This is a genomic window from Paenibacillus turpanensis, assembly GCF_011421635.1.
Lineage (GTDB): Bacteria > Bacillota > Bacilli > Paenibacillales > YIM-B00363 > Paenibacillus_AK > Paenibacillus_AK turpanensis.
In genome coordinates, this window is record NZ_WTLI01000005.1 from 95,259 (window position 1) to 117,411 (window position 22,153).

The following is a 22,153-nucleotide window of genomic DNA, read 5'->3' on the forward strand; positions in this document are numbered from 1 at the left end:
AAAATTGTGTGCAAAGTTTGATGACCGCATGGAAGTAATGACGATTGACTACATGAAAAAAATCGGCGATGGATAGGATCCACCGTCGATTTCCGTTTCTAGCGAGTTAATTTAAACAGCAACCATGTAGCATGATCGTTCTTGCTCGCACATCAGGTTCATGCAAGCAAGCCGCATAACACCCTTGGCACAAAAATGTCCTTACATAAACTTTAGATAGATTTTGGTACAATCACGAATTATTTGCATTGAAGCTAGTATCGTCCTGAATTACGGTAATGGTGAGCGGCGGCCGGCACCGTATCTTGTTCATCCTAATTATTTGGAGGTTAATTAAGAAAATGTTCAAAAAGATTAGTACACTTAAATATGCACTTCTATTAACTATGTTAATTTCTATGAGCATTGCTTCGATAGCTAGTGCAGCTGTCATCGGTCATCAACAGGTGGTAGGCTTCAAAGAAGTAACACCTACTACAACTACACAAAAAGCGGCAAAACTATTTCAACCCACTTTGAAGGTTTCAAACGCGTGTGTGCCTTTCCCGGCAGTAGATGCAAATGGCAATACAAGTGGAGGCTTGGCACCTTCCGGATCCCCTAGCGGAGAATGCAGCTCCAGCACCGGACAAGTATATGCACGTTCAACATGGTACAACGGGGTATGGGCAATTATGTATTCTTGGTATTTCCCTAAAGACGGTCCAATTACGCAAGCAGGACACCGGCATGATTGGGAAGCGGTTGTCGTCTGGATTGATAATCCAGCAGCTGCAAATCCAAAGATTTTATCTATTGCAGCTTCTCAGCACGGCAAATTTGTGAACAAAGCACCAACTACATCCAATACGAATGGCACTCATCCTAAGATTGAATATAAGAGTATTTTTCCGCTTAACAATGCCCTCTATCATACAAGTACAGCAGGCGGCACTCAACCATTGATCGGTTGGGAGGACTTAACTTCTGCTGCAAGAAATGCATTAAACACCACGGATTTTGAAGATGCAAACGTTCCGTTTAATGATGCGAATTTCCAAAATAACCTAGCGAAAGCTTGGTACCAATAAACATTTCGACAAGCGGCTTGCTTATCTATTAAGCAGGCCGCTTTCCTTGTCCGAAATATCAGCACGTAAGAGACGCCGTGCATCTCCATATTGTCACTTTACATGAATATTAATGCCCAGCATGTGGATTGCTGCCAGACGCTGGAGAAATTTCAAGCATATCGTCAATTTGGCTTTGTATTTTTTCGCTCAACGTATTCAAATCGCCGGTCAGCCATGCATGATTATAAGGTCCTTCTGCAGGTGATTGTTGAAATTTAGGCTGCAGACCCATTACGTACTTCATCACAGAATCAGGTATACGGTCTCTTTCCGTAATGATGAGTGGCGCGTGTTTTCCCAAATGAGCGAAAGGTGCGGCAGCAATCGCGAGCATCGTTGATTCTTTGGAGACCAAAGATAGGTTATGTCCCGGGGTTGTAATCCCCCAACCGAATTGGGTTGCAGCATCTTTGAACTTCGCAAACGCGACTGCATTTTCAAAGGCATCTTTCCCCGCAATTCGGGTCACGGTTCCGTAAGCCTTAAGCTCCTCCTCGACCTTGCTGGAAATGACCGAATCGGGGCCAAGTAGGTAAATGTTCGCTTTACCGCCTCGTTTTTGTAGTGCCTTTGCTGTTGGTTCGGGGATCCCATCTTTCGTCACGTACAGTAATGGTTCTGACATGTGAGCAATCCAGTTGACGGCCGGCAGCGTGAACTCCGGCTGTTCCATAGATCCCACCACGATGGACATCGGCATCTTGCCAGCGACCTTCGCATAATAATCGTCAATCACTTGAGCGATCGCCGCAGGCACGTCTCCTTCAATATGGTCTATCTTGAAATTAAGTTCTTTCAACTGGTCGACAATACTGGGTGCAATCGAACCGACCAAAACAACCTGTACCCCATTGTTTTCCTTGGCCCCCATTGGTTTTAAACGCTTGATTTCATCCAATGTCGAATTCGGGATTCCATCTTTGGTCACGTACAGTAAAGGACCATTACTTGGATGATGAATAAGATCAGTACTTGCCGCTGCGATCTGCCAGTTCTCTACATCCGTGAGAATGATACTTGCAGGTCTATTTTGCTCTGTTACAGCGGTCCAGAGGGTGCGCGAAACCAAAACAGCTGCATCGGCAGGATCCGATGTCGTAATGCGAGTCGTGTTTTTCGTAGCTACCCATGGCATGCTTACTGCCGTTTGCGAGCCGTTGCTTTCATCATTGGATACGGCAGGCTGTTGCTCATCCCGTTTCCCTGTAGTACATCCCGCCAACACAGCGATGGCAAGAAACGAAACGGCTGTTACCCTGAAAAGATTGTTCATATTTTCCCTCCTATGTAACATGTTTTCACTTTATATTCATTAGTGTATCCAAGAATTATGTGGAAAGTATGGTGAATAGGCAGAGTTTATTCATGTAAACGAAGTCAATTTACATCAACAGTAAAATGACCAAAAGCAATAAAAACACATCAATTACGCCTAAGCTGGCGAAGGTAATCCATATGGATAGGCCTGGTGCATGAAACGTGCTGTCATTGATTGTCTTCCGCTTCACAAAGTAATCCCTTGTGGCACAGGAAATGATCAGCCCTCCAAGGATCACTGAGCTAACCCCTATAATTACTGCGAGTGAATGCCCTATCGACGCATATTCACTAGAGCGGAATACGACCCCAGCAGCTAAAAAACCTAATCCAACAACCGCGACGGCCGTCCTGGCCCAGGCCAAAAATGTCCTTTCGTTCGCTAGATGCTGCTGGATAAACTGCGAATCAACGCTTTTTCCGTTTTCCATTATGTATTAACCTCCAAAGGTATCAGTCCATCCTCTTTTGAGGAAACATTTGAAGTATTGCCGATTTCGGATCTTTATATTGTCTTTCAGCGGTTGGAATGAGGGGGGGGACTTTTTCATGTACTCCCTTATGTATATAAGAAAAAAAGCTGGTCTCGCGACCAGCTCTTCTCCCGCACATTTTCTGCTCCTACTTTAAGCTACAGCTTATATTCCTTCAATAAGTTGTTGAGTTCGCCATTCAGCATGCTGAGCTGTTCCGCAGAACGAGCCACATTGGAAATGGCTTCGATTTGCTCGTTGACGGAGGCGTTGATTTCTTCTACGGATGCTGCGATTTGCTGCGAAACGCTGGATGAACTTTGAATACCGCCATTGATTTTCGAAGTATAGGCAGTAATCTTTGCAATATCTGTACTGAATACCGCAAGGGCCTCCACCGTTTCCTTTACTGACATAAACAATTGGTTGAACTTTTCTTCCGTTTCGAGTACGTCGGAGTTCACCATTTTTGCAGATTTCATCGTTTCTTCAACCGTTACTACCGTTTTTTCAGTTTCTTCTCCAATCGTTCTAACCACTTGTTGAACCTGTTCAGCAGCTACTTTGGACTCCTCGGCGAGCTTCCGTATTTCTTGGGCGACGACCGCGAATCCTCTACCGTGTTCACCTGCTCTAGCAGCCTCAATACTTGCATTCAATGCCAACAAATTGGTTTCCGCAGAAATATTGCTGATCGTGTCCATAATGCTGTAAATTTGCTGTGACTTTGCGTACAAATCCTTAACCCCGGATGAAATGCTCTCAGAAGCCTTTAGCGAGCCTTCATTCGATGCTTTTAATTGCTTTACGATGGAGAGCCCTTCCGCTGAAGTAACCTCCGTTTTTGTGGTGATGTCCTTCATAATTAAATTTTGGTTATTCATAGACTGAAGCGAATTCGTGAGCTGTTCCACTTGAACGTTGATACCTTCCAAGTCCAAAGCTTGGTCCTGTGTTCCGGATGCAATTTCAGCAATTGCTCTGCCTACTTCTTCTCCGCTCGCCGAGGTCTGCTCAGAAACGGCAGAGAGCTCGGTTGAGGAATCCAACAAATGATTGCTCGTATTTTGTACCTTTTGCAGTAGCTCTCGCAATTGCTTCGTCATTTGATTAAATGCGCTGGACAACTGGCCTATTTCGTCTTTTGATTCCGGCAGCTCGGTTTGAATAATAGTCCCGTTGGCAATCTCAAGCGAAGTAGACGTTACCTGTTTCAACAGCTTTATTTTCTTCTTGATTCCGAGATAGAATAACAACAAGCTAAAAATAATAATTCCAAGCATACTGACGACGATCATAGTTTTAACTTTTGCCATTCCTGCGTAAAACTCATCTTCATAAACAGCAATCCCAACATACCAGCCCCATGGCTCAAACGTATTCATATAGGCAATCTTGTTTCGAATCTCTCCGGTCTTATCGTTTTTATCCTCATAGGTGACATATTTATTTGCATGGTCGGGCTGCTTTGCACCATCGACCATTTTTTTTCGATTTGTCGTGTTTTCCGGTACACTGCCAATTTTATTGGAAGGATGGACCTGAGAAGAATATTTTGAATCATAAGCTAGTATATATCCGCCTTTTTTATAGAGGAACTTGGACTCTTTAAAATTGTAACCGTTTCCATCGGTGAGCTTTGGACCACTAAGCTGAATCCGTGCCTGCTCTTTTGCTTCCTCCAACGTCAGGTTACCTGCTTTTACTTGAGCCTCAAGAACCTCCAGCGTCGATAAGGCACCCTCTACAATGTGTTCAAGATCAAGCTTCCCTGCTTCGACAAGCTGCTGCTTGGCAATCACGTAACTGGTCGTCCCGATTACTGCACCCGTAATAACAACGATAACGGTGATGAAAATCATCAATTGTGCAAAAATACTGTGGAATAAAGAGCTCTTCTTTTTCAAACCAACCAACCCTTCTCTATTTTGACATTTTACTTCATTTATCGGTAGAAAAGCGCTTTCATTTCACTGGAAAATTCTCCGCAAAGTCCCAAAACAAAAAGACCCGCGGTTTACGCGGGTTTGGTTACGATATTCCTCTATGTTTTATGGGTTCGTAGCATAAAAGTATCATTTACTTGTATATAATCGTTCTTTCGAGCGGTAACGCGGGTGTTCTGAGAGCACGGACCCCAGTAACCCTTTCACCGCAGGGTGAGACGACAGCAGAAACTGCTCTTTGTTCTCACAGTACTCGGCCACTTGTCCCTTCTCCATGACAGCTAAGGAATCAGAAATCGTGTACGCCGCTTTGATATCATGGGTAATAAACAAATAGGACAAGCCAAACGTTGACCTCAACTCATTCAGTAAATGCAATATTTTGGTTTGATTTACCATATCAAGGCTGCTTACCGCTTCGTCCAGTACGATCAGCTTCGGTTTTAAAGCAATCGCTCGTGCGATGTTGATCCGCTGTAGTTGGCCGCCGCTGAATTGATGGGGATATTTCCCCATATCTGCTGAGCTTAATCCGACTCGCTCCATCAGCTCTCCAACAACACTCTTCTGCTCTTGAACTGATAATTTCTCGTAATTGCTCAAGGGCTCCCCAATGATTTTTTCGGCTGTCATCCTTGGATTGACTGCAGAATAACAATCTTGGAAGACAACTTGGAGGTTTCTTCGCAGCTTCCTGCGGGTTTTCAGATCCATCTCATAGAGGTCGTGTCCTTGAAATAGGACTTGCCCCTGCTTTGGTCGTTCCAAGCCTAGAACAACTTTCCCCAAGGTGCTTTTACCCGCCCCGCTCGCTCCCAGAAGTCCCAAACAAGTTCCTTCCTCAATACGGAGCGATACGTTCTGCAGTACATTTGCAGTACCTTTGCGGCGTCTAAAAAGGTTCGAAGAGGAGTAAGCATGCGTTACCTCGTTCACTTGAAGCAATGTCATTTTACTCACCTCTTTCCTAGGGTCATGTCCATATACAGTTGGCCATCTGTGGGGTTAATTGAAGCATAGGTCTTGCAGCGAGCAAAGTTTTCGTGTATGTATGCTTCGGGCTGTCGAACAGCTCAAAAACATCCGCTTGCTCCACAATTCGGCCATGCTGCATCACGGCAACATCATCAGCCAGTTCAGCGATCACGCCTAGATCATGCGAAATTAAAAGGATCGACGTGCCGTGTTCTTGGCGAACTCGGTCTAATTGCCGCAGCACCTGCAGCTGATTCGTCACATCCAGTGCAGTCGTAGGCTCATCTGCAATAATAACGGACGGTTTCAAGCACACGCATAAAGCGATCATGACTCTCTGGAGCATGCCTCCGCTCAATTCAAAGGGGTACAGTCGCAATAACTCCGAAGGATGAGGTAAATTTACATCCAGCATCGCGCTGATGGCCAATTCCGCTGCTTGCTTTTTGCTTGCGTTCGTATGTGTTCGTATCGTATCGATAAATTGTGAACCTATGGTATTCACAGGGGAGAACGCATTCATCGGATTTTGCATAATAAAAGCAATCTCTTTCCCTCTGACCCGGCGCATTTCATCGTCTTTCATCCCATTTAGTTCTCGTGAATTCAAACGAATACTGCCTTCAATGGAGGTCGTTTTTCGATCCAGCATCTGCATTATGGATAACGAGGTGACCGTCTTGCCGCTTCCGCTTTCCCCCACAAGACCAAGTACGCGACCCGAATTCAGTTCAAAATCAACAGCATGGATAAGCGGCACATTTCCCTGTTCCGATTTGACGGATACCTTCAGGCCTTTCACCTGCAATACATGGCTTGTTTGTTCGACCATTGCCCTCATTCCTTCTCTAGAAACCTCGTTTGACACCAAAACGTTCTGACAAAGCTTCACCCAATAGGTTAAAAGTAGCTACAACGACGACGATCAGGATTCCCGGATAGATCATCAGCTGCGGATGATTTCGAATATAGGATTTCCCTTCATTGATCATAGCGCCCCACTCTGGTGTAGGCGGCTGAATGCCCAATCCCAAAAATGACATTGCTGAAATGTCCATGATTGCCCAACCCATTTCGAGCGTACCGACGACAAGGACCGGAGGCAAAATGTTTGGAATCATGTGCCTTCGAATGATTTGCCATTGACTTGAGCCGCTTATCCGCGCCGCCGTTATAAAGTTTCGTTCCTTCAAGCTGACAACCAAATTCCGAAACATACGCGCAAAATACACCCATTGTACCATCATTAAAGCAAATATTAATTGAAGCATGCCCGGACCGAAAATACCGACTAGACCAAGTACCAGGATTAGACTTGGGAACGCCATGACCCCCTCGCAAAACCGCATCAGCATTGCATCGAGCCATCCGCCTCGGTAACCGGAAATGGTTCCGACAAATAACCCGATCCCCAGAGAGGAGATGAAAATGAGAGTAGCATAACCTAGGGAAACGCGCGCACCGTAGAGAAGTCTGGATAGATTACAGCGGCCTAAGTGGTCCGTCCCAAGCGGATACTCCAATGTAGGGGCTTGCAGTTTAATCGCCAAGTTTACCTTGATTGGATCATGAGGTGAGATCCAAGGAGCCAGTACACTAATGAGAAAGAAAAAAACGATAATGATCGTACATATGACGATCATCTTTCTGCTTTTCAACCCTTTTCGCAATCCTTCAATCACTGGTCCGCCCTTCCTTTCCGAGAAATTCGGGGATCCATGTACAATTGAAGCAGATCGACAAGGAGGTTACATCCAACAACGATACAAACAGTAAGCAGCACATAGCATTGGATAACCGGTATATCGCGGTTCACAATGGATTGAAGAAAATATCGCCCAAAACCCGGCCATGAGAAGACTTGCTCTACGATGACTGCTCCGGTTATCAGTTTCCCCATATGCATACCCAGCCCGGTAATCATCGGTTGAATGGCAACCTTCAACACATACTTAAACATAATCACTCTCTCTTGAATCCCTCGGGTTCTGGCGTAGCGAACATACGATTCCTGTAGTTCCTCTAACACCGTTGTTCGAAGCAAGCGCGTGTAGATGGCGATTAACCACAGTGCCAAGGTTACGGACGGCAGCACAAGATGCTGCCAGCTCCCTCTGCCTTCGACGGGAAGCCAATCCAGTTTAACGGAAAAGAAATAAACTAATAAGTACCCCAGCCAAAATATCGGAATACAGGCTCCCACATAGGCAAGCGCCCTGCCTACATAATCGATCATACTATTCTTATAGATCGCTGATAAGAAGCCGAGAGGCACACTGACGAGGAATGCAAGAATAATACTGCTGAAGGCGAGCTGTAACGTTGCAGGCAATTTCATTGCAACTTCTTTCCAAACGGGCTCATTCGTAATATAAGACATGCCGAAGTCGAGTCGGCACATCTTTATCACAGAATCAATATATTGTACAACTAAGGGCTTGTCTAAGCCGAACTCATGCCGCTTGGCCGCTAACACTTCATCGTCGGGATGAATGTGGGCCGCGGCCAAATAAGCTTCGGCCGGGTCCACAGGTCCCATTTTGATCATTACAAACATGAGAAACGAGGCAAACAGCACAATTGGTATTATGGAAAGAATTCGTTTCCCGATATAAATGCCCATGTATTGCCTCCTGCGTTTTTACTACTTCGTTTCGATCCCGTAAAACGGATGCTCATCACGGTTGGACGGGAAATGGAAGGTACTTACGTCCTTTTGATATACGGCAATCTTCTTAATGTACGAGATCGGGATGATGGAGGATTGTTCTTGAAGCGTAGTCAGAACGGACTTAAATAACTCTGTACGCTTTTTCTCATCCGTCGTTTTCATTCCCTCATTGACTTTCTGGTCAATCTCAGCCTTCATAGGAAGAGCTACTAGCGTATCTGAAACCCCATACCCCTTCTGTACAACCGCCGTCATAAAGGAATGCGGGTCGTACGGCGCACCGAAATTGGAGTAGAAATTCATATCGAATTCATTGGCTTTTCTGCGCTGGATGTATACCGTTAATTCAACGCCCGTAATTTTCAATTGAACTCCAATTGCGGACCATTCGGCTTGCAGCGTTTCGGCCATTGCCTTCTGAGTCAAATCCGCCTTGTCGTAAATCAATTCTAGCTCTAGCGTTTTTCCATCCTTCTCACGAACCGTTTTTCCCGCTGGCAGCTTCCAGCCCGCTTCTTCCAGTAATGCTTTTGCCTTTTCGACATTGTACTCAACTGAATTTACGTCAATATTGGAGTAAGGCAGGTTTTTCGGTAAAATGTTGTCGGCCTTTTCCTCCAGCCCCATCGTTACCCCTTCGACCATTGCTTTCTTATTAAAGCTTAGGTGAAGAGCCTGACGCACTCGAAGATCAGTCAGCCTTTCATTCATCGTATTAAGCACCAGGTTTCTTGTTCCGACTGGCTCGGACAGCTTAGTTACATATTTGCCTGATTGCTCAAGCTGCTTGTATGCATCAAAGCTGATTACACCTTCACCAAAGATTAGGTCCAGATCCCCTTTTTCAAAAGCAAGCACTCGGGTTTCCGCATCCGGAACAACTTTTACGATGACTTTGTCGATTTTAGGCTTGTCTCCCCAATAATTCGGATTTGGAGTAAATGCTGCATACTCATCCTTCTTATACTCGCTTAATACCCACGGACCGGTGCCAATTGGAGATTTCACGCCCTTGGAAGTGTCCCCGTCGTCAGGAAAGCCCGCTTCCGCAAGAAAACGTACAGGACGAACAACGGCAAGATCGTACAAAGTGGAATAATACGGCTCTTTCAGCGTCATTTTAAACGTGGAGTCGTCGACTACCTCCGTTTTTTCAAGCACATTAATAACACCCAGCCACGTATGCAGCTTCATATTTTTCATAACCGCATCTAGGTTCTTTTTCGCAGACGCTGCAGTAAAAGCAGATCCATCGGAAAATTTGACATTGCTGCGGATCTTGAACGTATATTCCTTACCATCAGGCGAGATCGTCCAGTCCTCTGCCAAATGAGGCTCAATTTTTCCATCCTTATATGTAACAAGCGGTTCGTAGATCATAGATTGCGCAAATAACTGAGAAGGATTATATAGGTGAGGATTCATCGGCCCAACATCCCTTGGCCAGGACATCGTAATCGTTTTTTCCTGACTACCCGCTTTTGCATTTTCTGCTGCTTCGCTAGGTGTGGCTTCCGGGTTTTGTGTAGAGCAGCCGATGATTGAGGCGGATAAAGCCACAACTAAAGACATGCTGAGAAGCAGGTTTTTTCTCTTTGTTGCTAACATATAATAAATGACCCCTTTCTCTCTCTCATTGATAATGATTATCAATGTCTAGGACATCATACGTTAGCTTGTACCGAAATGTCAATGTATTAATCTTCCATTGGTAATATTGATATCGAAAAAACCAATGAGTCCGGGCGGCTCATTGGTTCATAGCACTACGTTCTAAACGTGCTGTCGATGAGATTAAGTATGGGATGCCATCGCATCCGCTTTCGTTGGATGAACGGTACCAAACGGATGCTCCGGAGGCGCGTAAATGACATACACCTTTAAAGGCTTATCTCCGGTATTCGTTAAATTGTGCCATTTTCCAGCAGGAACCATAATTGCGAAATCGTCATAAGCGTTCATTGTAAAATCTAAACGATCCTTCGAATCTCCCATCTCAACAAGGCCCTGGCCTTCTTCGATACGAATAAATTGATCCGTCGTAGGATGTACCTCTAAACCGATATCCCCGCCAACCGGAATGCTCATCACGGTTACTTGGAAATGCTCTCCCGTCCATATCGCAGTACGGTACGTAGTGTTTTGTTTGGTAATTTGTTCGATGTTAACTACAAACGACTGTTTTCCATAGTCTTTAATTTCCTTCCTAGACTGCTCACGAAAGTATTCTCGGTTATACGGAGTCGGATACACAGGGGGGTAACTCATTACATATTGGGGGTATGTGTAATAAGGGTACGACGGATACGGTTGCCAAGAGTATGGATACGTTGGGGCTACAGGGCCTTGAGGATAAACATACATCAGAATTTTTCATTCCCTCCAGTCGAAATTACTCCAACATATGCCCATTTTTCGGATGTGTTCCTAGAGGGTTTCCCGTCGTATATTCCAGCTGGACTTGAAACAAAGGAATCCATGTAAGACAATAAAGCCCAAGCTCTTGACGAAGACGTACGCAAGAGCTTGGGCTTCTGAAAATACATGCAATTATTTCCTAACGACGTCGTAGCCTTTCTCCTCAAGCAGCTTCACGATACCGTCTTCCCCTGGGAAATGGGCAGCGCCGACGACGACGAAGTAGTCCGCTTCTTCCGGATCGTTGAGAAAGCCTTCGATTTTGTCCGCCATCTGAATATTCCGATCCACCAGCATGGCTTGGTTATACTCTTCATTCTCGGCCATCTCGCCGATAAGCTCCAGCAGCCCGGCCTCGTCACCCTTTTTCCATACCTTAGCCATTTGATCTACCGTTTCTCCAAGCGAATCGTAGTTTTCTATGGTGGACTTCAGCGTAAATTCCTGAAGCTCCTTTGAAAATCCGTTAAACATATTGAGCTGAGACTCGTACGATTCCAATTCGATTAAAGGAATGTCACGTTCCGCCGCCTTTTGGGTAAAATACAGATCGATGCCGATTTGCGCTTCATATCCTGCTTGCATGGACTGCAGCGTGGCGATCGTCGTTTCGGCAACCCATGGCTTGAAGCTATCGAGTGCGTTCGTCGCCATTCCGTTCTTCTTCAAAATTTCACCGAGTGCCGTATATGTTTCTTCGGAGATATGATCTTTTAACGTTGTTCCGTTTTGATACATCCCCAAGCTGCTTACTAGCTTTTGAACTTCCGGGTCCGCCGCCTTGCTTACATCGATCTCCACGCCGAGATACTCTGATTCCGCGAACGCCTGCTCGAAAGATTCGTGCAATGGGTAGAAGCTGTCGTCGGCGATATGCATGGAGCCTACCAAATATACCTTATCACCGTCATGGCTTACTACTTCCCATAAAAATCCGCGTGCACCATCTTCGGTCGGAATCGTGGATACAAGCAGAACAGAGTATGAAGCCGCGTCCCATTTTACCTCAAAACCGGCCGCTTCTCCAATTGCGCGAAGCGGAACGTACGATTCGCCGTTGATTTCCCTCGGCGCCGTCGGCAGCTTGACCGTATCCGCCGAAATGTTCAACGCCTTCAATGTCGGTTCCATGGGCACCAGCGTTGTTCCTTCCTCAATAAACGGAGCAACCGCTCCATAATCAACGATCTTGCCGTTAACCAGCACCTCGACCTGATCTGCAGCCGCATAGGCCGGGACTGCTGCTGCAAGCATCGTCGCAGATAAGAGCGTTACGCTCATTTTTCGAAACAAATGGTTCTTCAAAATTCAAAAGCTCCTCTCAAGAATCTAGTAACCTATTAATTATACCATAATAAGAAATATTTTTCCGGTTCTTTCCACCATGCTTGGGCATACATTGTTTTTAGACTGATATCTATATATAGTACAGGGCACTCATATCGTAATCCCTAGAGAGGGTGGAACAATGATAAGCAGTGAAAGTATGAGATTATTAACGATTGCTTTCATCGGAAGTATAATTGGTGGAATCGGAATCCAAATCGGTTGCGTGATTGCCTTGCTGACAAAGAGGCTCCAAAATCATTTTCAAGCCAAAATGTTCATGATGTGCTCGGGATTACTTTCAGTCCTCATTGCTCTAGAGTTGATTCCACATGCTTTGGAAAACGGAAACCCTATTCTAGCGATGATTGGCATCGCTTCGGGACTTACCCTTGCCCTGCTTGTCCATAACCTATACGACAACGTCGTTATCATTTCCCCACCGTTATTAGCTGATCGTGCATTTCAAACTTCACTATTATTATGTATTGCTATTGCGCTTCACAATATTCCGGCGGGCGCAGCCATAGGTCTCGCATTGAATCAATCTGTTCATGAAGCAATCCCCATAATTAGTGTGATGATCCTTCACTCGATTCCAGAGGGATTATTAGTCGCCGTACCCTTAATTGCGTCCCGAAAATATGGGACCGCTCTTCTGTTTCCATTCTTGTTTATCGGATCCGCTACAGGTCTGGGTGTCCTTTCCGGTGCTGCTCTGCTGTTAAAATACAGTCATGTGTATTCATTTATGTTGAGTATAGCCATTGGAGTCATTATGCATCTCGTTTGTTACGAAATCACACGCCCGGCCCTTAAAAGTCTAGGTATTCGTAAAGGATTGTTATTCTTTGGGCTTGGGGGCCTTCTAAGTTATTTCGGAATCCACTTTCTCCACTAGAGTGAAAAATGGACAACAGGACCCTTCCCACATCGTAGTGATCAACTACATGTGCTTACCGTACATGTGAAAAACCCGTAAAAGGACACGTAACCTGTGCCCATCTACGGGTTTACTAAGGATGATTATTACTCGTGGAAGTTAGTACCGTCCGTTGTCGCAGCGATCACACCGGCGCGAACCACAAAGTCGCCGAAGTGCTCCCCGCTCTCTCTTTCCTTCGCATAGCGAGGTAGTAATACTCCAAGCTCGCGGAGGATTTCTTCCTCGCCGATATTTTCACGATACATCTTACTTAAGCGGCTGCCGTCAAATGCAGCGCCTAAATACATATTGTATTTGCCCGGCGCTTTTCCGATAAACCCGATTTCACCGAGTGCATGGCGTGCACAGCCGTTCGGGCAGCCAGTCATACGAATCGTAATTTCTTCGTCCCGCAATCCATTCTCATCCAAAATTCCATCAATTTTGTCGATGAGTACAGGCAGATAACGTTCGGCTTCGGCCATAGCCAGTCCGCACGTTGGGAGCGCTACGCATGCCATAGAGCTGCGGCGAAGACCGGAATACTGCTTGCCGTCGTTCAGACCATAACGTTCGATCAGCTCGCTTATCTCTGCCTTCTTTTGCGAAGTAACATTCGCGATAATCAAGTTTTGGTTCGCCGTTAAACGGAAATCACCGGTATGCACCTTTGCGATTTCACGCAAGCCCGTCATCAGCGGGTAGCCCTCGTAATCCGTGATGCGTCCGCCTTGGACGAACATCGTGAAGTGCCATTTGTCACCGACGCCTTGAACCCAGCCGTACCGGTCGCCATTATCGTTAAAATGATATGGCTTGGCTTCGCTTAAGGTCCAGCCCAGGCGCTGCTCCAGTTCCGCTTTCACGTTCTCAAGTCCGAGGCGATCGACGGTATATTTGAAGCGGGCGTTCTTGCGCTGGGAGCGATTGCCGTAGTCGCGCTGAATCATAATGATTTTCTCGGCTACGTCGTAAATCTGCTCCGGCTTACAGAAGCCGATAACCTTAGCAAGCTGCGGGTAGGTTTCCTTGTCGCCATGCGACATCCCCATTCCACCGCCGATGGCAACGTTAAAGCCTACAAGGCGATCATCCTCGATAATCGCAATAAAGCCTAAATCCTGTGAATAGACGTCGATATCGTTGGAAGGCGGCACCGCAATGCCGATTTTAAATTTACGCGGCAAATAAAGCGGTCCGTACATCGGCTCAACTTCATCCTGCTCCGGAGTTGAAGCCACGAGCTCCTCGTCTAACCAAAGCTCATGATAAGCTCTCGTTCTTGGCAGCAAATCGTCGCTTAACCGCTTTGCCCATTCATACACCTCGGCATGAATCTCCGATTGGTACGGATTCGGGTTACACATTACGTTACGGTTTACGTCTCCGCACGCAGCAATCGTATCAAGCAGCGATTGATGGATGGTTTGAATCGTTTTCTTCATGTTCCACTTCAAAATCCCGTGCATCTGGAACGTCTGCCGTGTCGTCAGCTTCAAGGTGCCATTTCCGTATTTTTGAGCCAACTCATCCATGACGAGCCATTGCCCTGGCTGAGCTACGCCGGCAGGCATACGCACGCGCAGCATGAACTGATAAGCAGGCTCAAGCTTTTGCTTCTGCCGCTCGTTGCGCAGATCGCGGTCGTCCTGCAGGTAGCTGCCATGGAACTTCATTAATCGGTTATCGTCGTCCGGGATTCCGGCGCTAAGTGGCTCCAGCATTGATGCCTTAAGGCTGCCGCGCAAGTAATTACTTTCGTGTTTAATTCGTTCTACATCGCTTGGAGCGCCCTCGGGCCTGCTTAATTTCGTGTTTGCCATTCTCAGTAGATCTCCTCTCAAAACAAAATCAGTATACGTCCCTCTGGTACCGCTTGTTCTTCTGCATTTCAGCGAGGTATTCTTCCGCTTTCTCTCGGCTCATGCCGCCTTCTTTCTCAATGATATCCACCAATGTTTGATGAACATCCTTAGCCATGACCTTGCCGTCACCACAAATATAGAAAGCTGCGCCTTGCTCCAGCCATGCAAACAACTCTTTGCTTTGCTGCAGCATACGGTGCTGCACATAGACCTTTTCTTCTGTATCACGCGAAAATGCCACATCCATACGGGTAAGCACGCCATCCTTGATCCACCGCTGCCATTCCGTTTGGTACAGGAAGTCCGTAACGAAATGCTGATCGCCAAAGAACAGCCAAGCTGGACCGGAAGCGCCAATTTCTTCGCGCTCCTGCATGAATGCCCGGAATGGAGCAATGCCTGTGCCCGGCCCTACTAAGATAACCGGCGTACTCGGGTCTTCCGGAAGCTTAAAGTTCGAATTCGGCTGGATGAATACAGAAACGGTATCTCCAGGCTGAAGACGTTCTGCGCAGAAGATGGAGCATACGCCCTTACGCTGACGTCCATGCGCGTCGTAACGAACCGCACCGATCGTTAGATGCACTTCCTCAGGATTCGCAGCCTGAGAGCTGGCAATCGAATACAAGCGTGCAGGCATCTTCCGAAGCAGGGACACCACATCTTGGGCGCTTGCCTCTAATGGACCATAGTCACGGATGAAGTCGACAAGATCGCGTCCGTGAATGTAGGCCTTGAACTGCTCTCTATTGCCTGCTTCCAGCAGCTCCAACGCTTCCTTGTTTGCTGCCAAAGCGGCTAATTTTTCGAAAAGCGGTTTGCTTAAAACCGTAAATTCAAAATACTCGATCAGTGCTTGGCGCAGCGGCAGGCGATCTCCTTCTTTATTGATCGTCACCTGCTCATCCGGATTCCATTTCGTCTGCTCCAGCAGAAGATCCACAAGCGCCGGATCGTTTTGCGGGAACATGCCGAGGCTGTCTCCGGGTTGATATGTGAGACCCGAACCATCAAGCGACAGCTCGAGATGACGCGTTTCTTTATTGGACCCGCGGCCGTTCAAATTGAGATTTGCCAACACTTCCGCCTGAAAAGGATTTTTTCTGGAATAGGACGATTCTACTGCAGCTACAGCTGTCCCTTCCGATACGGTGGGTGCTGCCGCTCCCGCCTGACCTTCTTTTAAGCGGTTAATAACGCTCTGCAGCCATTCCGCTGCCGGCTCTTCAAAGTCAACGTCGCAATCGACTCGCGGATACAAGCGGGCTGCACCGAGCTCTTCGAGACGGGAATCGAAATCTTTTCCTGTCTTGCAAAATAACTCGTACGAGCTGTCGCCAATTGATAACACCGAGAAGCTTAGGCCATTCAGCTGCGGTGCCCGCTTGCTGTACAAAAATTCATGGAATGCAATCGCATTATCCGGCGGTTCGCCTTCTCCATGTGTACTGACAACGATGAGCAGCTGCTGCACCTTTTTGAGCTGATTCGTTTTAAAATCGCTCATCGACGAAAGGTTTACTTGAAACCCGTTCGACTCCAAAGCTTTCGCCGTTTTCTTTGCGAGTCCTGCCGCATTGCCGGACTGCGAGCCATACAAGACGGTCACTTCTTTCGTTGCCGCCGGTACTGCGCTTGGCGCCGTCTGTGCGGCTCCGAGAGTTCCCGAAGCTGCCTGAATCGATGCTGATGCGAGATATCCGCTTAACCAAATCTTTTGCGTACCGTCCAATTTCGGAAGAAGTTGATTGAGAAGGTCAACCTGCTCCTGATTAAACGGACTGTTATTCACTTGTAATTGCAATTCTCTACACCCCACTATGGTTCGATTTACAAAAAAATTGTTGATTGTCGAAATCAGATCATTCTTATAAGATTAATTGCCCTAAAGAAAACTATAACATATATCTTCGGTTTCATAGAAATAACGATTTCTGATAAGTCCTATGGATGATCCTTATGATTCCAACAAAATAAAACAAAAGCCGCCCCATGCCTGAGCGGCTTCATCGCAATATTCGACTCATTCCATGATCCGTCGGAGCGTTGCAGCTCTAACTGATAACGATTCGCCCTGTTAATCAGGAGGTAAGCTTTAAGCCAATGGCAGCTGCCAGCACCATGCCTATGAACAGGATGCGGCGCCACTCCCTCGATTCACCGAAGAACAGCATGCCCACCACCGCTCCGCCAACCGTGCCGATTCCGGTCCATATGGCATAGGCTGTCCCCATAGGCAGAGTTCTCATCGCAAGACTCAAACATCCGAAGCTTACAATAATACCGGTGAAAAAAAGAAGATAAGCCTTCCGGTCATGATCCCGCTTGATCCGGTTCATTCCGAGCACTCCAACGACCTCAAACACACCGGCAATCAATAACGTTAGCCATGCCATTAGTGCTCCACCGCCTTTGAATCCGAGGTGCTGCCGCCTAATAATTTTAAACCTAGCACACCGATTAAAAGTACTGCGATTAACAAAAGCTTGATCAGCTTCACAGGTTCATCAAACAAAACCATTTCGGCCGCCACTGTTCCAGCTGTGCCAAGGCCGGTAAATACGGCATAAACCGTACCCACAGGTAAATGGGATGACGCTGTAATTATGAGATAAAACGAGATCACAAGCGAAGCAATCGTTGCCGACCACGTAACCCAATCATGCGCATGTTTAAACCCGATTACCCAAACCACTTCAAACAACGCACCAATAAATATAAATAACCAACTGCGGTTCATCCGAGTGCCTCCTCTAGTTGTTCCTTACGCCCCGCCAATAAACGTACCAAGCTGCGTCGAGCCTCTTTAGGGAACGCTCTAAACCGCCGTACAGCAGCTCAACAAATATGCTATCCAACACTGCAGTAAAGGCGATTGAGGCCTGCTCAACGGAAACAGCGGAATGCAGCTCCCCCTTCCTTACGGCGGACTCAAAGACGGGCACGAGCAGCTCTCCCATACGATCAAGGTGATGATTGCAATAATCCATAATATCCTTCTCTAAATGCCCGGGCGGAAAAAAGGCCACTCGCAGAAAAAACTTGGTATCATGCTCTCCCTCATATCGCTTACGGTATTCGTCTATAAAGCCGTACAGGATATGTTCCAGCGACAGCATGCTGCTGCGCTTTAGATAGTCCTGAACAAAAAGCATCTCCCTCGCGGCTGCGTCTTGAAATACGGCAAGGAACAATTCATCTTTTCCTTTAAAGTAATTATAAATCGACTGCTTTTTAATCCCTACTTCTGCAGATATATCAGCAAGGGACGCACCCTCGTAACCCTTTTGCGCGAAATGTCTTAGGGCATGTTCTCTAATGTGTTCAGCTGTCATCCAATCCCCCCACCAAAACTTACGAACGATCGTCAGTTTATCACAAGGTGCATTTCAATGCAAGGTGGATACTGGCGGGCGAACTTCATTTTTATCCGACCATGCATAAAAAAATATTTGCAAAAACTAACGCCATCAGTTAAACTAATGACGTTAGTTTTGATGAGGTTGATGTTCATATTTGGGAATGTTGAAGGGAGCGAAACCATGATCGTTGAAAAGAAAATTAAGTTTTCCACTGAGCATCTGTTGTTCGTACCGGTTCGCGTTAAGCTTGGAGCTGTGGCTTTAGCTGTCGCAGGTGTTCTGTTCCTGCTCTACCCTGCATTTCGCCCTTTCTCGGATGAGGCATCCTTACAAGGGGCTCAGGCGTTTGCTTCCCCAGAGTGGGTCGTATCTCACGTGATGGCGATATTTGCCTTCGTTTTTATGACCATCGGATTAATGGGTCTCAACATCTCTCTTCAAGGAACTAGAGCTGAACGACTTTCCTTTCGCGGGCTTTTGCTATCCTGGATCGGCACTGGACTGCTATTGCCTTACTACGGTGCGGAGGTTTTCGGCTTGTACGCCATCGGATTAGAAGCAATCGGCGAGCAAAATCCTAGCCTGGTCCGCTTGGCACATGATATCCGTTTTGGACCCGGATTCAGCATGATTGTTGGAGGGCTTGTATTGCTAGCGATCGGTACCATTATTGCCGCCATGGCAGTTTGGAATTCTCGAATTCTATCCAAATGGAGCGGGATTCCTATTGCTTTAGGATTTCTGTTGTACCTTCCCCAGTATGCCGCAGCACAGCCCGTACGGATTGCGCACGGACTTTTGATTACCATTGGGTGTATATGGATGGCTGCTAGCATGTGGCGTTATACCATGGTTGAGAAAAATGACAATGAGTCGCTTTAAGCTTACATTACCGCTCTGCCCCTTATATTTGGCATTTTACATTTGATATAAAAAGGAGTATTGGATTTAGCATTTTTGGAATGAAGCACCTGTATACACGCTGCGTTTTTCTAGATAAAATTAATCTTAAGAATATATCTCTTAGACAAAGGCAAACTTCCCGAAAGAGAAGGACGCAAAGTTACAGGCCTAAAGTGTTTTTCACTATGGCGGCTGTGCTACCGAAGGGGTAAAAACATGTTTTTTACTCCTCTTAAAAAAAGGAGGGGCTGACATGCAAGACAAATTTTTTATTACCGTTGAAGTTCAGGAGAAGTACCGTAAACTCATGAAGGAATTTGAGCTGTACACGGATTATGGGAAGAGTCCTAGCATCGGAGACTACGTGAGGGTATTAGGAGATGCAGGATACAAGGTCGATATTAAAGATTTTGGAAGCATGATCTTCAAACCCGTTTCACCAAATGATAAGCCGGAGCTTATCTCTTTAAGAGTGATTCGAGCGTTAAAGGACACCAGTCACGCGATGCGGCAAATTCGAAAAAGCAGTATTTATACTTAAAAATGACGATCCCCGCGGGTGAATGACCTGCGGGGATCTTTGTTGTTGTACAACCAGAGTCCTTTTAAATGACGCCTGCCGCGTGGTTGGCTGGAGGCTTCATTCCGGATCGAAGCTCAGCGAATGCTTTTCTAACCATAATCAATGTCCATAGCCCCATCAACGCATCTATGGCGAGTGAGCCGTAATAAATACCCGATACCCCCGTTATTGCTGGCACAATGAGCATAACCGGTACATAGAGCACAAGCTGCCTCGCGATCCCAATGATGGCCGCCGGCTTCCCTTTTTCGATGGATGGAAAAAAGGTTAACGCCATAAAAATGGCCGACAACAAAGGAAGTATTGCCATATAAACTCGGAAATACGTGACCTCCTCCCCCGTAAACTCCTGGTCGGGAAGCATGAGCCCAAGAACGGCGTCGGGAGCGACCATCGAAACCGCCCACATCGGCACGGTAAGCAGCATCGAAGCTAGGGTGAACATATAGTAGGATTTGATCACCCGGTCATTCTTCCCTGCACCGTAATTGATTCCGATAACGGGCTGCAGCGCTCGCATTAGGCCGAATATCGGTGTGAGCAGGAACGTAAATACGCGATAAACGACTCCATAAAAAGCGATATCCTGAACCGTTCCATATCGGGCAAGGGCATTAAAAACGACCACTCCTTGCACAAGGTTCATCACAACCATAATCAATGCGGACATTCCGAGTCCAAGGATGGATTTGATCGTAGCTGAATCCCAGTGTAGAGAAAAAACATTCGTTTTGAAGGAGGAAAGGCCTTTTCCAAAATAGATCCAGCCCAGCAGAGTGTAAACCAGCATTCCTCCATTCGTTGCCCAGGCAGCTCCTGCAACACCCAAGTCAAGCAAAACTACGAAGATATAATTAAATAGCACATCGGCCGCCAAGCCTATTCCCATGACGACGGCCGCCGATTTCATTTTTCCTTCGGCTCTGACAATCATATTGGCCGCAAGCCCATAGATCCAAAACAATGCACCGAACACGGTGATGCTGAAGTAGAGCTCACCCAACGCCAACGCTTCCCCTTCACCGCCCATCAGACGGATCAGCTCTTCTGAAAAAAGCAGACCAGCGATCATATAGATGACCGTAAAAATAATGCATAGACTATTAACATGGCCCAGCAGCCGCTCTTGTTTCTTGGTATCCTTGCGGCCAATCGCGATGCTAAGTACCGAACCGGCCCCGACCCCGATCAGCGAGCCGAATCCAGCGCTGATTTGCGTTAGTGGATACGCTACCGAGACGCCAGCCAATGCCGTTTCACCAATATATCGCCCGACAAACACAGCGGCAATGACAGCGTTTAGTCCGTAGAGCACCATTGCAACGATCGCCGGCCACGATAACCGAACCATTACCTTCCACAAGCTTTCGTTCAAGATAAAGTGCTGCTGCTCTATCTTTTCATGAGCTGCTGCTTCACTCAATGGATTTACCTCCTTTGCAGGGTTACAATTAATCCTTGCATCCTCATCTTATCGTCAAGGTGAAATCATCACTAGACCGAAACGGACGACAGTAATCCGTTCAGACGATGGATTATGAAGAACGATCACCAACAATCAACGTTTTTTTATACCTTTCCGATACCGAATAACGGCAATGCGTCCCCCCGTCCGACAGGCATTCCACCCGTTCTACGTGAGCGTCAAGCAAGTCGGTAAAGAACTCCAGTTCACATTGACAAACCTGCGGAAACCGAAGAGCAACCTGGGATACGGGACAATTGCCCTCTTCAAAGGTAAACGAGCCGTCCTCATTTTCCTCTAGCTTCGTCATATATCCCTCCGTGTCCTGGATATGGGCTAGTTCTTGTATGCGTATTTTTAAGTTTTTTCCTTTTTTCACGATTCGGTATTTGCTTTCTAGTCTCTTGGTTCGATTAGTAAAAAGGGTATTGAGAAACGAATCGTCACATAGTTCCTGTATACATTCCAATAAATCAAGCGCCAACCCTTCGTATTGGTTTGGAAATAAACGTTCTGCACTAACTGACAGGCGATATACGCAGGATGGTTTTCTCGCATTGCGCCGTTGAAAAGCGACGTGGACATAGCCTTCACTTTGCAGCGCTAGAAGCTGCCTTCGGATGGCCATTCCCGTGAAGCCAAGCTGCTCCGACAATTCCTGCACGGTTAGAAATCCGCTTTTTTTGAGCAGAATTAAAATTTCTCTCCTGGTCGATGGCTCTGGCAGCGAATCCATTTTCATGTGCATGCATACCTCCTGACCTTCTATGATCGGCGTGTTGTTGTCCATGAATCGCGCATTCTGATTCGGC

Annotated in this window: 21 protein-coding genes and 1 riboswitch; of the genes, 4 read left to right on the forward strand and 17 right to left on the reverse strand. The window is 46.6% G+C overall.

Annotated features, from left to right (window positions below):
- The first annotated feature begins 386 nt into the window (after positions 1–386).
- A complete protein-coding gene (locus tag GQS10_RS06175; RefSeq protein ID WP_424991769.1) occupies positions 387–1,070 on the forward strand; it encodes an NPP1 family protein in 684 nt (227 codons plus the stop codon).
- 109 nt (positions 1,071–1,179) lie between these two features.
- Here the strand turns inward: GQS10_RS06175 and GQS10_RS06180 are convergent, their stop codons facing one another.
- The 10 genes from GQS10_RS06180 to GQS10_RS06225 form a co-directional block, all read right to left on the reverse strand.
- Entirely contained in the window at positions 1,180–2,385 is a 1,206-nt protein-coding gene (locus tag GQS10_RS06180; protein ID WP_166240140.1) for a cell wall-binding repeat-containing protein, read from the reverse strand.
- A 109-nt stretch (positions 2,386–2,494) separates the two neighbouring features.
- Positions 2,495–2,860: a YidH family protein gene (locus tag GQS10_RS06185; protein ID WP_166240142.1), complete on the reverse strand. Its 366-nt coding sequence runs from the start codon at positions 2,858–2,860 to the stop codon at positions 2,495–2,497.
- A 200-nt stretch (positions 2,861–3,060) separates the two neighbouring features.
- A complete protein-coding gene (locus GQS10_RS06190) occupies positions 3,061–4,764 on the reverse strand; it encodes a methyl-accepting chemotaxis protein (protein ID WP_166240369.1) in 1,704 nt (567 codons plus the stop codon).
- Positions 4,765–4,977: 213 nt separating this feature from the next.
- On the reverse strand, positions 4,978–5,799 hold the full coding sequence (gene nikE / locus GQS10_RS06195; RefSeq protein ID WP_166240144.1) for a nickel import ATP-binding protein NikE: 822 nt from the start codon (positions 5,797–5,799) through the stop codon (positions 4,978–4,980).
- A 22-nt stretch (positions 5,800–5,821) separates the two neighbouring features.
- Positions 5,822–6,655: a nickel import ATP-binding protein NikD gene (nikD, locus tag GQS10_RS06200; protein WP_166240146.1), complete on the reverse strand. Its 834-nt coding sequence runs from the start codon at positions 6,653–6,655 to the stop codon at positions 5,822–5,824.
- A gap of 16 nt (positions 6,656–6,671) precedes the next feature.
- Entirely contained in the window at positions 6,672–7,505 is an 834-nt protein-coding gene (gene nikC / locus GQS10_RS06205) for a nickel ABC transporter permease subunit NikC (RefSeq protein WP_166240148.1), read from the reverse strand.
- A complete protein-coding gene (gene nikB, locus GQS10_RS06210; protein WP_166240150.1) occupies positions 7,502–8,446 on the reverse strand; it encodes a nickel ABC transporter permease subunit NikB in 945 nt (314 codons plus the stop codon). The genes nikC and nikB overlap by 4 nt, the downstream gene beginning before the upstream one ends.
- 21 nt (positions 8,447–8,467) lie before the next feature.
- Positions 8,468–10,102, reverse strand: coding sequence for a nickel ABC transporter substrate-binding protein (gene nikA / locus GQS10_RS06215; RefSeq protein ID WP_166240152.1), 1,635 nt, complete (start codon positions 10,100–10,102; stop codon positions 8,468–8,470).
- Positions 10,103–10,288: 186 nt separating this feature from the next.
- Entirely contained in the window at positions 10,289–10,858 is a 570-nt protein-coding gene (locus tag GQS10_RS06220; protein ID WP_166240154.1) for a cupin domain-containing protein, read from the reverse strand.
- Positions 10,859–11,044: 186 nt separating this feature from the next.
- Positions 11,045–12,193 (reverse strand): TraB/GumN family protein, encoded by a 1,149-nt coding sequence (locus GQS10_RS06225; protein ID WP_243734995.1) that lies wholly within the window; start codon positions 12,191–12,193, stop codon positions 11,045–11,047.
- Between the two features lie 187 nt (positions 12,194–12,380).
- Between GQS10_RS06225 and GQS10_RS06230 the strand changes: the two genes are divergently transcribed.
- The gene (locus GQS10_RS06230) at positions 12,381–13,139 is read left to right on the forward strand and encodes a ZIP family metal transporter (RefSeq protein WP_166240158.1); all 759 of its coding nucleotides are present in this window, start codon (positions 12,381–12,383) and stop codon (positions 13,137–13,139) included.
- Positions 13,140–13,267: 128 nt separating this feature from the next.
- Here GQS10_RS06230 and cysI read toward each other — a convergent pair whose 3' ends face one another.
- From cysI to GQS10_RS06255, 5 genes are all read right to left on the reverse strand, one after another.
- Entirely contained in the window at positions 13,268–14,986 is a 1,719-nt protein-coding gene (gene cysI, locus GQS10_RS06235; RefSeq protein WP_166240164.1) for an assimilatory sulfite reductase (NADPH) hemoprotein subunit, read from the reverse strand.
- Positions 14,987–15,014: 28 nt separating this feature from the next.
- The gene (locus GQS10_RS06240; RefSeq protein ID WP_166240166.1) at positions 15,015–16,832 is read right to left on the reverse strand and encodes an assimilatory sulfite reductase (NADPH) flavoprotein subunit; all 1,818 of its coding nucleotides are present in this window, start codon (positions 16,830–16,832) and stop codon (positions 15,015–15,017) included.
- Between the two features lie 277 nt (positions 16,833–17,109).
- The gene (locus tag GQS10_RS06245; RefSeq protein WP_166240168.1) at positions 17,110–17,424 is read right to left on the reverse strand and encodes a DMT family transporter; all 315 of its coding nucleotides are present in this window, start codon (positions 17,422–17,424) and stop codon (positions 17,110–17,112) included.
- Positions 17,424–17,768, reverse strand: a complete 345-nt coding sequence (locus tag GQS10_RS06250) for a DMT family transporter (protein ID WP_166240170.1) — start codon at positions 17,766–17,768, stop codon at positions 17,424–17,426. Before GQS10_RS06250 ends, GQS10_RS06245 begins: the two co-directional genes overlap by 1 nt.
- Before the next feature lie 13 nt (positions 17,769–17,781).
- A complete protein-coding gene (locus tag GQS10_RS06255; RefSeq protein WP_166240172.1) occupies positions 17,782–18,363 on the reverse strand; it encodes a TetR/AcrR family transcriptional regulator in 582 nt (193 codons plus the stop codon).
- A 207-nt stretch (positions 18,364–18,570) separates the two neighbouring features.
- Here GQS10_RS06255 and GQS10_RS06260 point away from each other — a divergent pair, with 207 nt between their 5' ends.
- Together GQS10_RS06260 and GQS10_RS06265 are read left to right on the forward strand one after the other, a co-directional pair.
- Positions 18,571–19,272 carry a hypothetical protein gene (locus GQS10_RS06260; protein WP_166240174.1) on the forward strand — a complete coding sequence of 234 codons (702 nt, stop codon included), beginning with the start codon at positions 18,571–18,573 and terminating at the stop codon, positions 19,270–19,272.
- 140 nt (positions 19,273–19,412) lie between these two features.
- Positions 19,413–19,498, forward strand: a riboswitch (cyclic di-GMP riboswitch).
- A 48-nt stretch (positions 19,499–19,546) separates the two neighbouring features.
- Positions 19,547–19,834: a hypothetical protein gene (locus GQS10_RS06265; RefSeq protein ID WP_166240176.1), complete on the forward strand. Its 288-nt coding sequence runs from the start codon at positions 19,547–19,549 to the stop codon at positions 19,832–19,834.
- 64 nt (positions 19,835–19,898) lie between these two features.
- On the opposite strand, the gene GQS10_RS06270 is transcribed toward GQS10_RS06265, so the two are convergent.
- On the reverse strand, positions 19,899–21,299 hold the full coding sequence (locus GQS10_RS06270) for an MATE family efflux transporter (RefSeq protein ID WP_207952165.1): 1,401 nt from the start codon (positions 21,297–21,299) through the stop codon (positions 19,899–19,901).
- Positions 21,300–21,411: 112 nt separating this feature from the next.
- Entirely contained in the window at positions 21,412–22,089 is a 678-nt protein-coding gene (locus tag GQS10_RS06275) for a helix-turn-helix transcriptional regulator (protein WP_166240178.1), read from the reverse strand.
- Positions 22,090–22,153 lie beyond the last annotated feature (64 nt).

Excerpts from the sequence above, each read along its gene's own strand:
- GQS10_RS06180 (WP_166240140.1), bottom strand. The coding sequence starts at position 2,385 with ATGAACAATCTTTTCAGGGTAACAGCCGTTTCGTTTCTTGCCATCGCT.
- GQS10_RS06265 (WP_166240176.1), top strand. The coding sequence starts at position 19,547 with ATGCAAGACAAATTTTTTATTACCGTTGAAGTTCAGGAGAAGTACCGT.
- nikD (WP_166240146.1), bottom strand. The coding sequence starts at position 6,655 with ATGGTCGAACAAACAAGCCATGTATTGCAGGTGAAAGGCCTGAAGGTA.
- GQS10_RS06185 (WP_166240142.1), bottom strand. The coding sequence starts at position 2,860 with ATGGAAAACGGAAAAAGCGTTGATTCGCAGTTTATCCAGCAGCATCTA.
- GQS10_RS06225 (WP_243734995.1), bottom strand. The coding sequence starts at position 12,193 with ATGAGCGTAACGCTCTTATCTGCGACGATGCTTGCAGCAGCAGTCCCG.
- GQS10_RS06250 (WP_166240170.1), bottom strand. The coding sequence starts at position 17,768 with ATGAACCGCAGTTGGTTATTTATATTTATTGGTGCGTTGTTTGAAGTG.
- GQS10_RS06220 (WP_166240154.1), bottom strand. The coding sequence starts at position 10,858 with ATGTATGTTTATCCTCAAGGCCCTGTAGCCCCAACGTATCCATACTCT.
- cysI (WP_166240164.1), bottom strand. The coding sequence starts at position 14,986 with ATGGCAAACACGAAATTAAGCAGGCCCGAGGGCGCTCCAAGCGATGTA.
- GQS10_RS06230 (WP_166240158.1), top strand. The coding sequence starts at position 12,381 with ATGATAAGCAGTGAAAGTATGAGATTATTAACGATTGCTTTCATCGGA.
- GQS10_RS06245 (WP_166240168.1), bottom strand. The coding sequence starts at position 17,424 with ATGGCATGGCTAACGTTATTGATTGCCGGTGTGTTTGAGGTCGTTGGA.
- nikB (WP_166240150.1), bottom strand. The coding sequence starts at position 8,446 with ATGGGCATTTATATCGGGAAACGAATTCTTTCCATAATACCAATTGTG.
- GQS10_RS06190 (WP_166240369.1), bottom strand. The coding sequence starts at position 4,764 with ATGATTTTCATCACCGTTATCGTTGTTATTACGGGTGCAGTAATCGGG.
- nikA (WP_166240152.1), bottom strand. The coding sequence starts at position 10,102 with ATGTTAGCAACAAAGAGAAAAAACCTGCTTCTCAGCATGTCTTTAGTT.
- nikE (WP_166240144.1), bottom strand. The coding sequence starts at position 5,799 with ATGACATTGCTTCAAGTGAACGAGGTAACGCATGCTTACTCCTCTTCG.
- GQS10_RS06260 (WP_166240174.1), top strand. The coding sequence starts at position 18,571 with ATGATCGTTGAAAAGAAAATTAAGTTTTCCACTGAGCATCTGTTGTTC.
- GQS10_RS06175 (WP_424991769.1), top strand. The coding sequence starts at position 387 with ATGTTAATTTCTATGAGCATTGCTTCGATAGCTAGTGCAGCTGTCATC.
- GQS10_RS06255 (WP_166240172.1), bottom strand. The coding sequence starts at position 18,363 with ATGACAGCTGAACACATTAGAGAACATGCCCTAAGACATTTCGCGCAA.
- GQS10_RS06275 (WP_166240178.1), bottom strand. The coding sequence starts at position 22,089 with ATGCACATGAAAATGGATTCGCTGCCAGAGCCATCGACCAGGAGAGAA.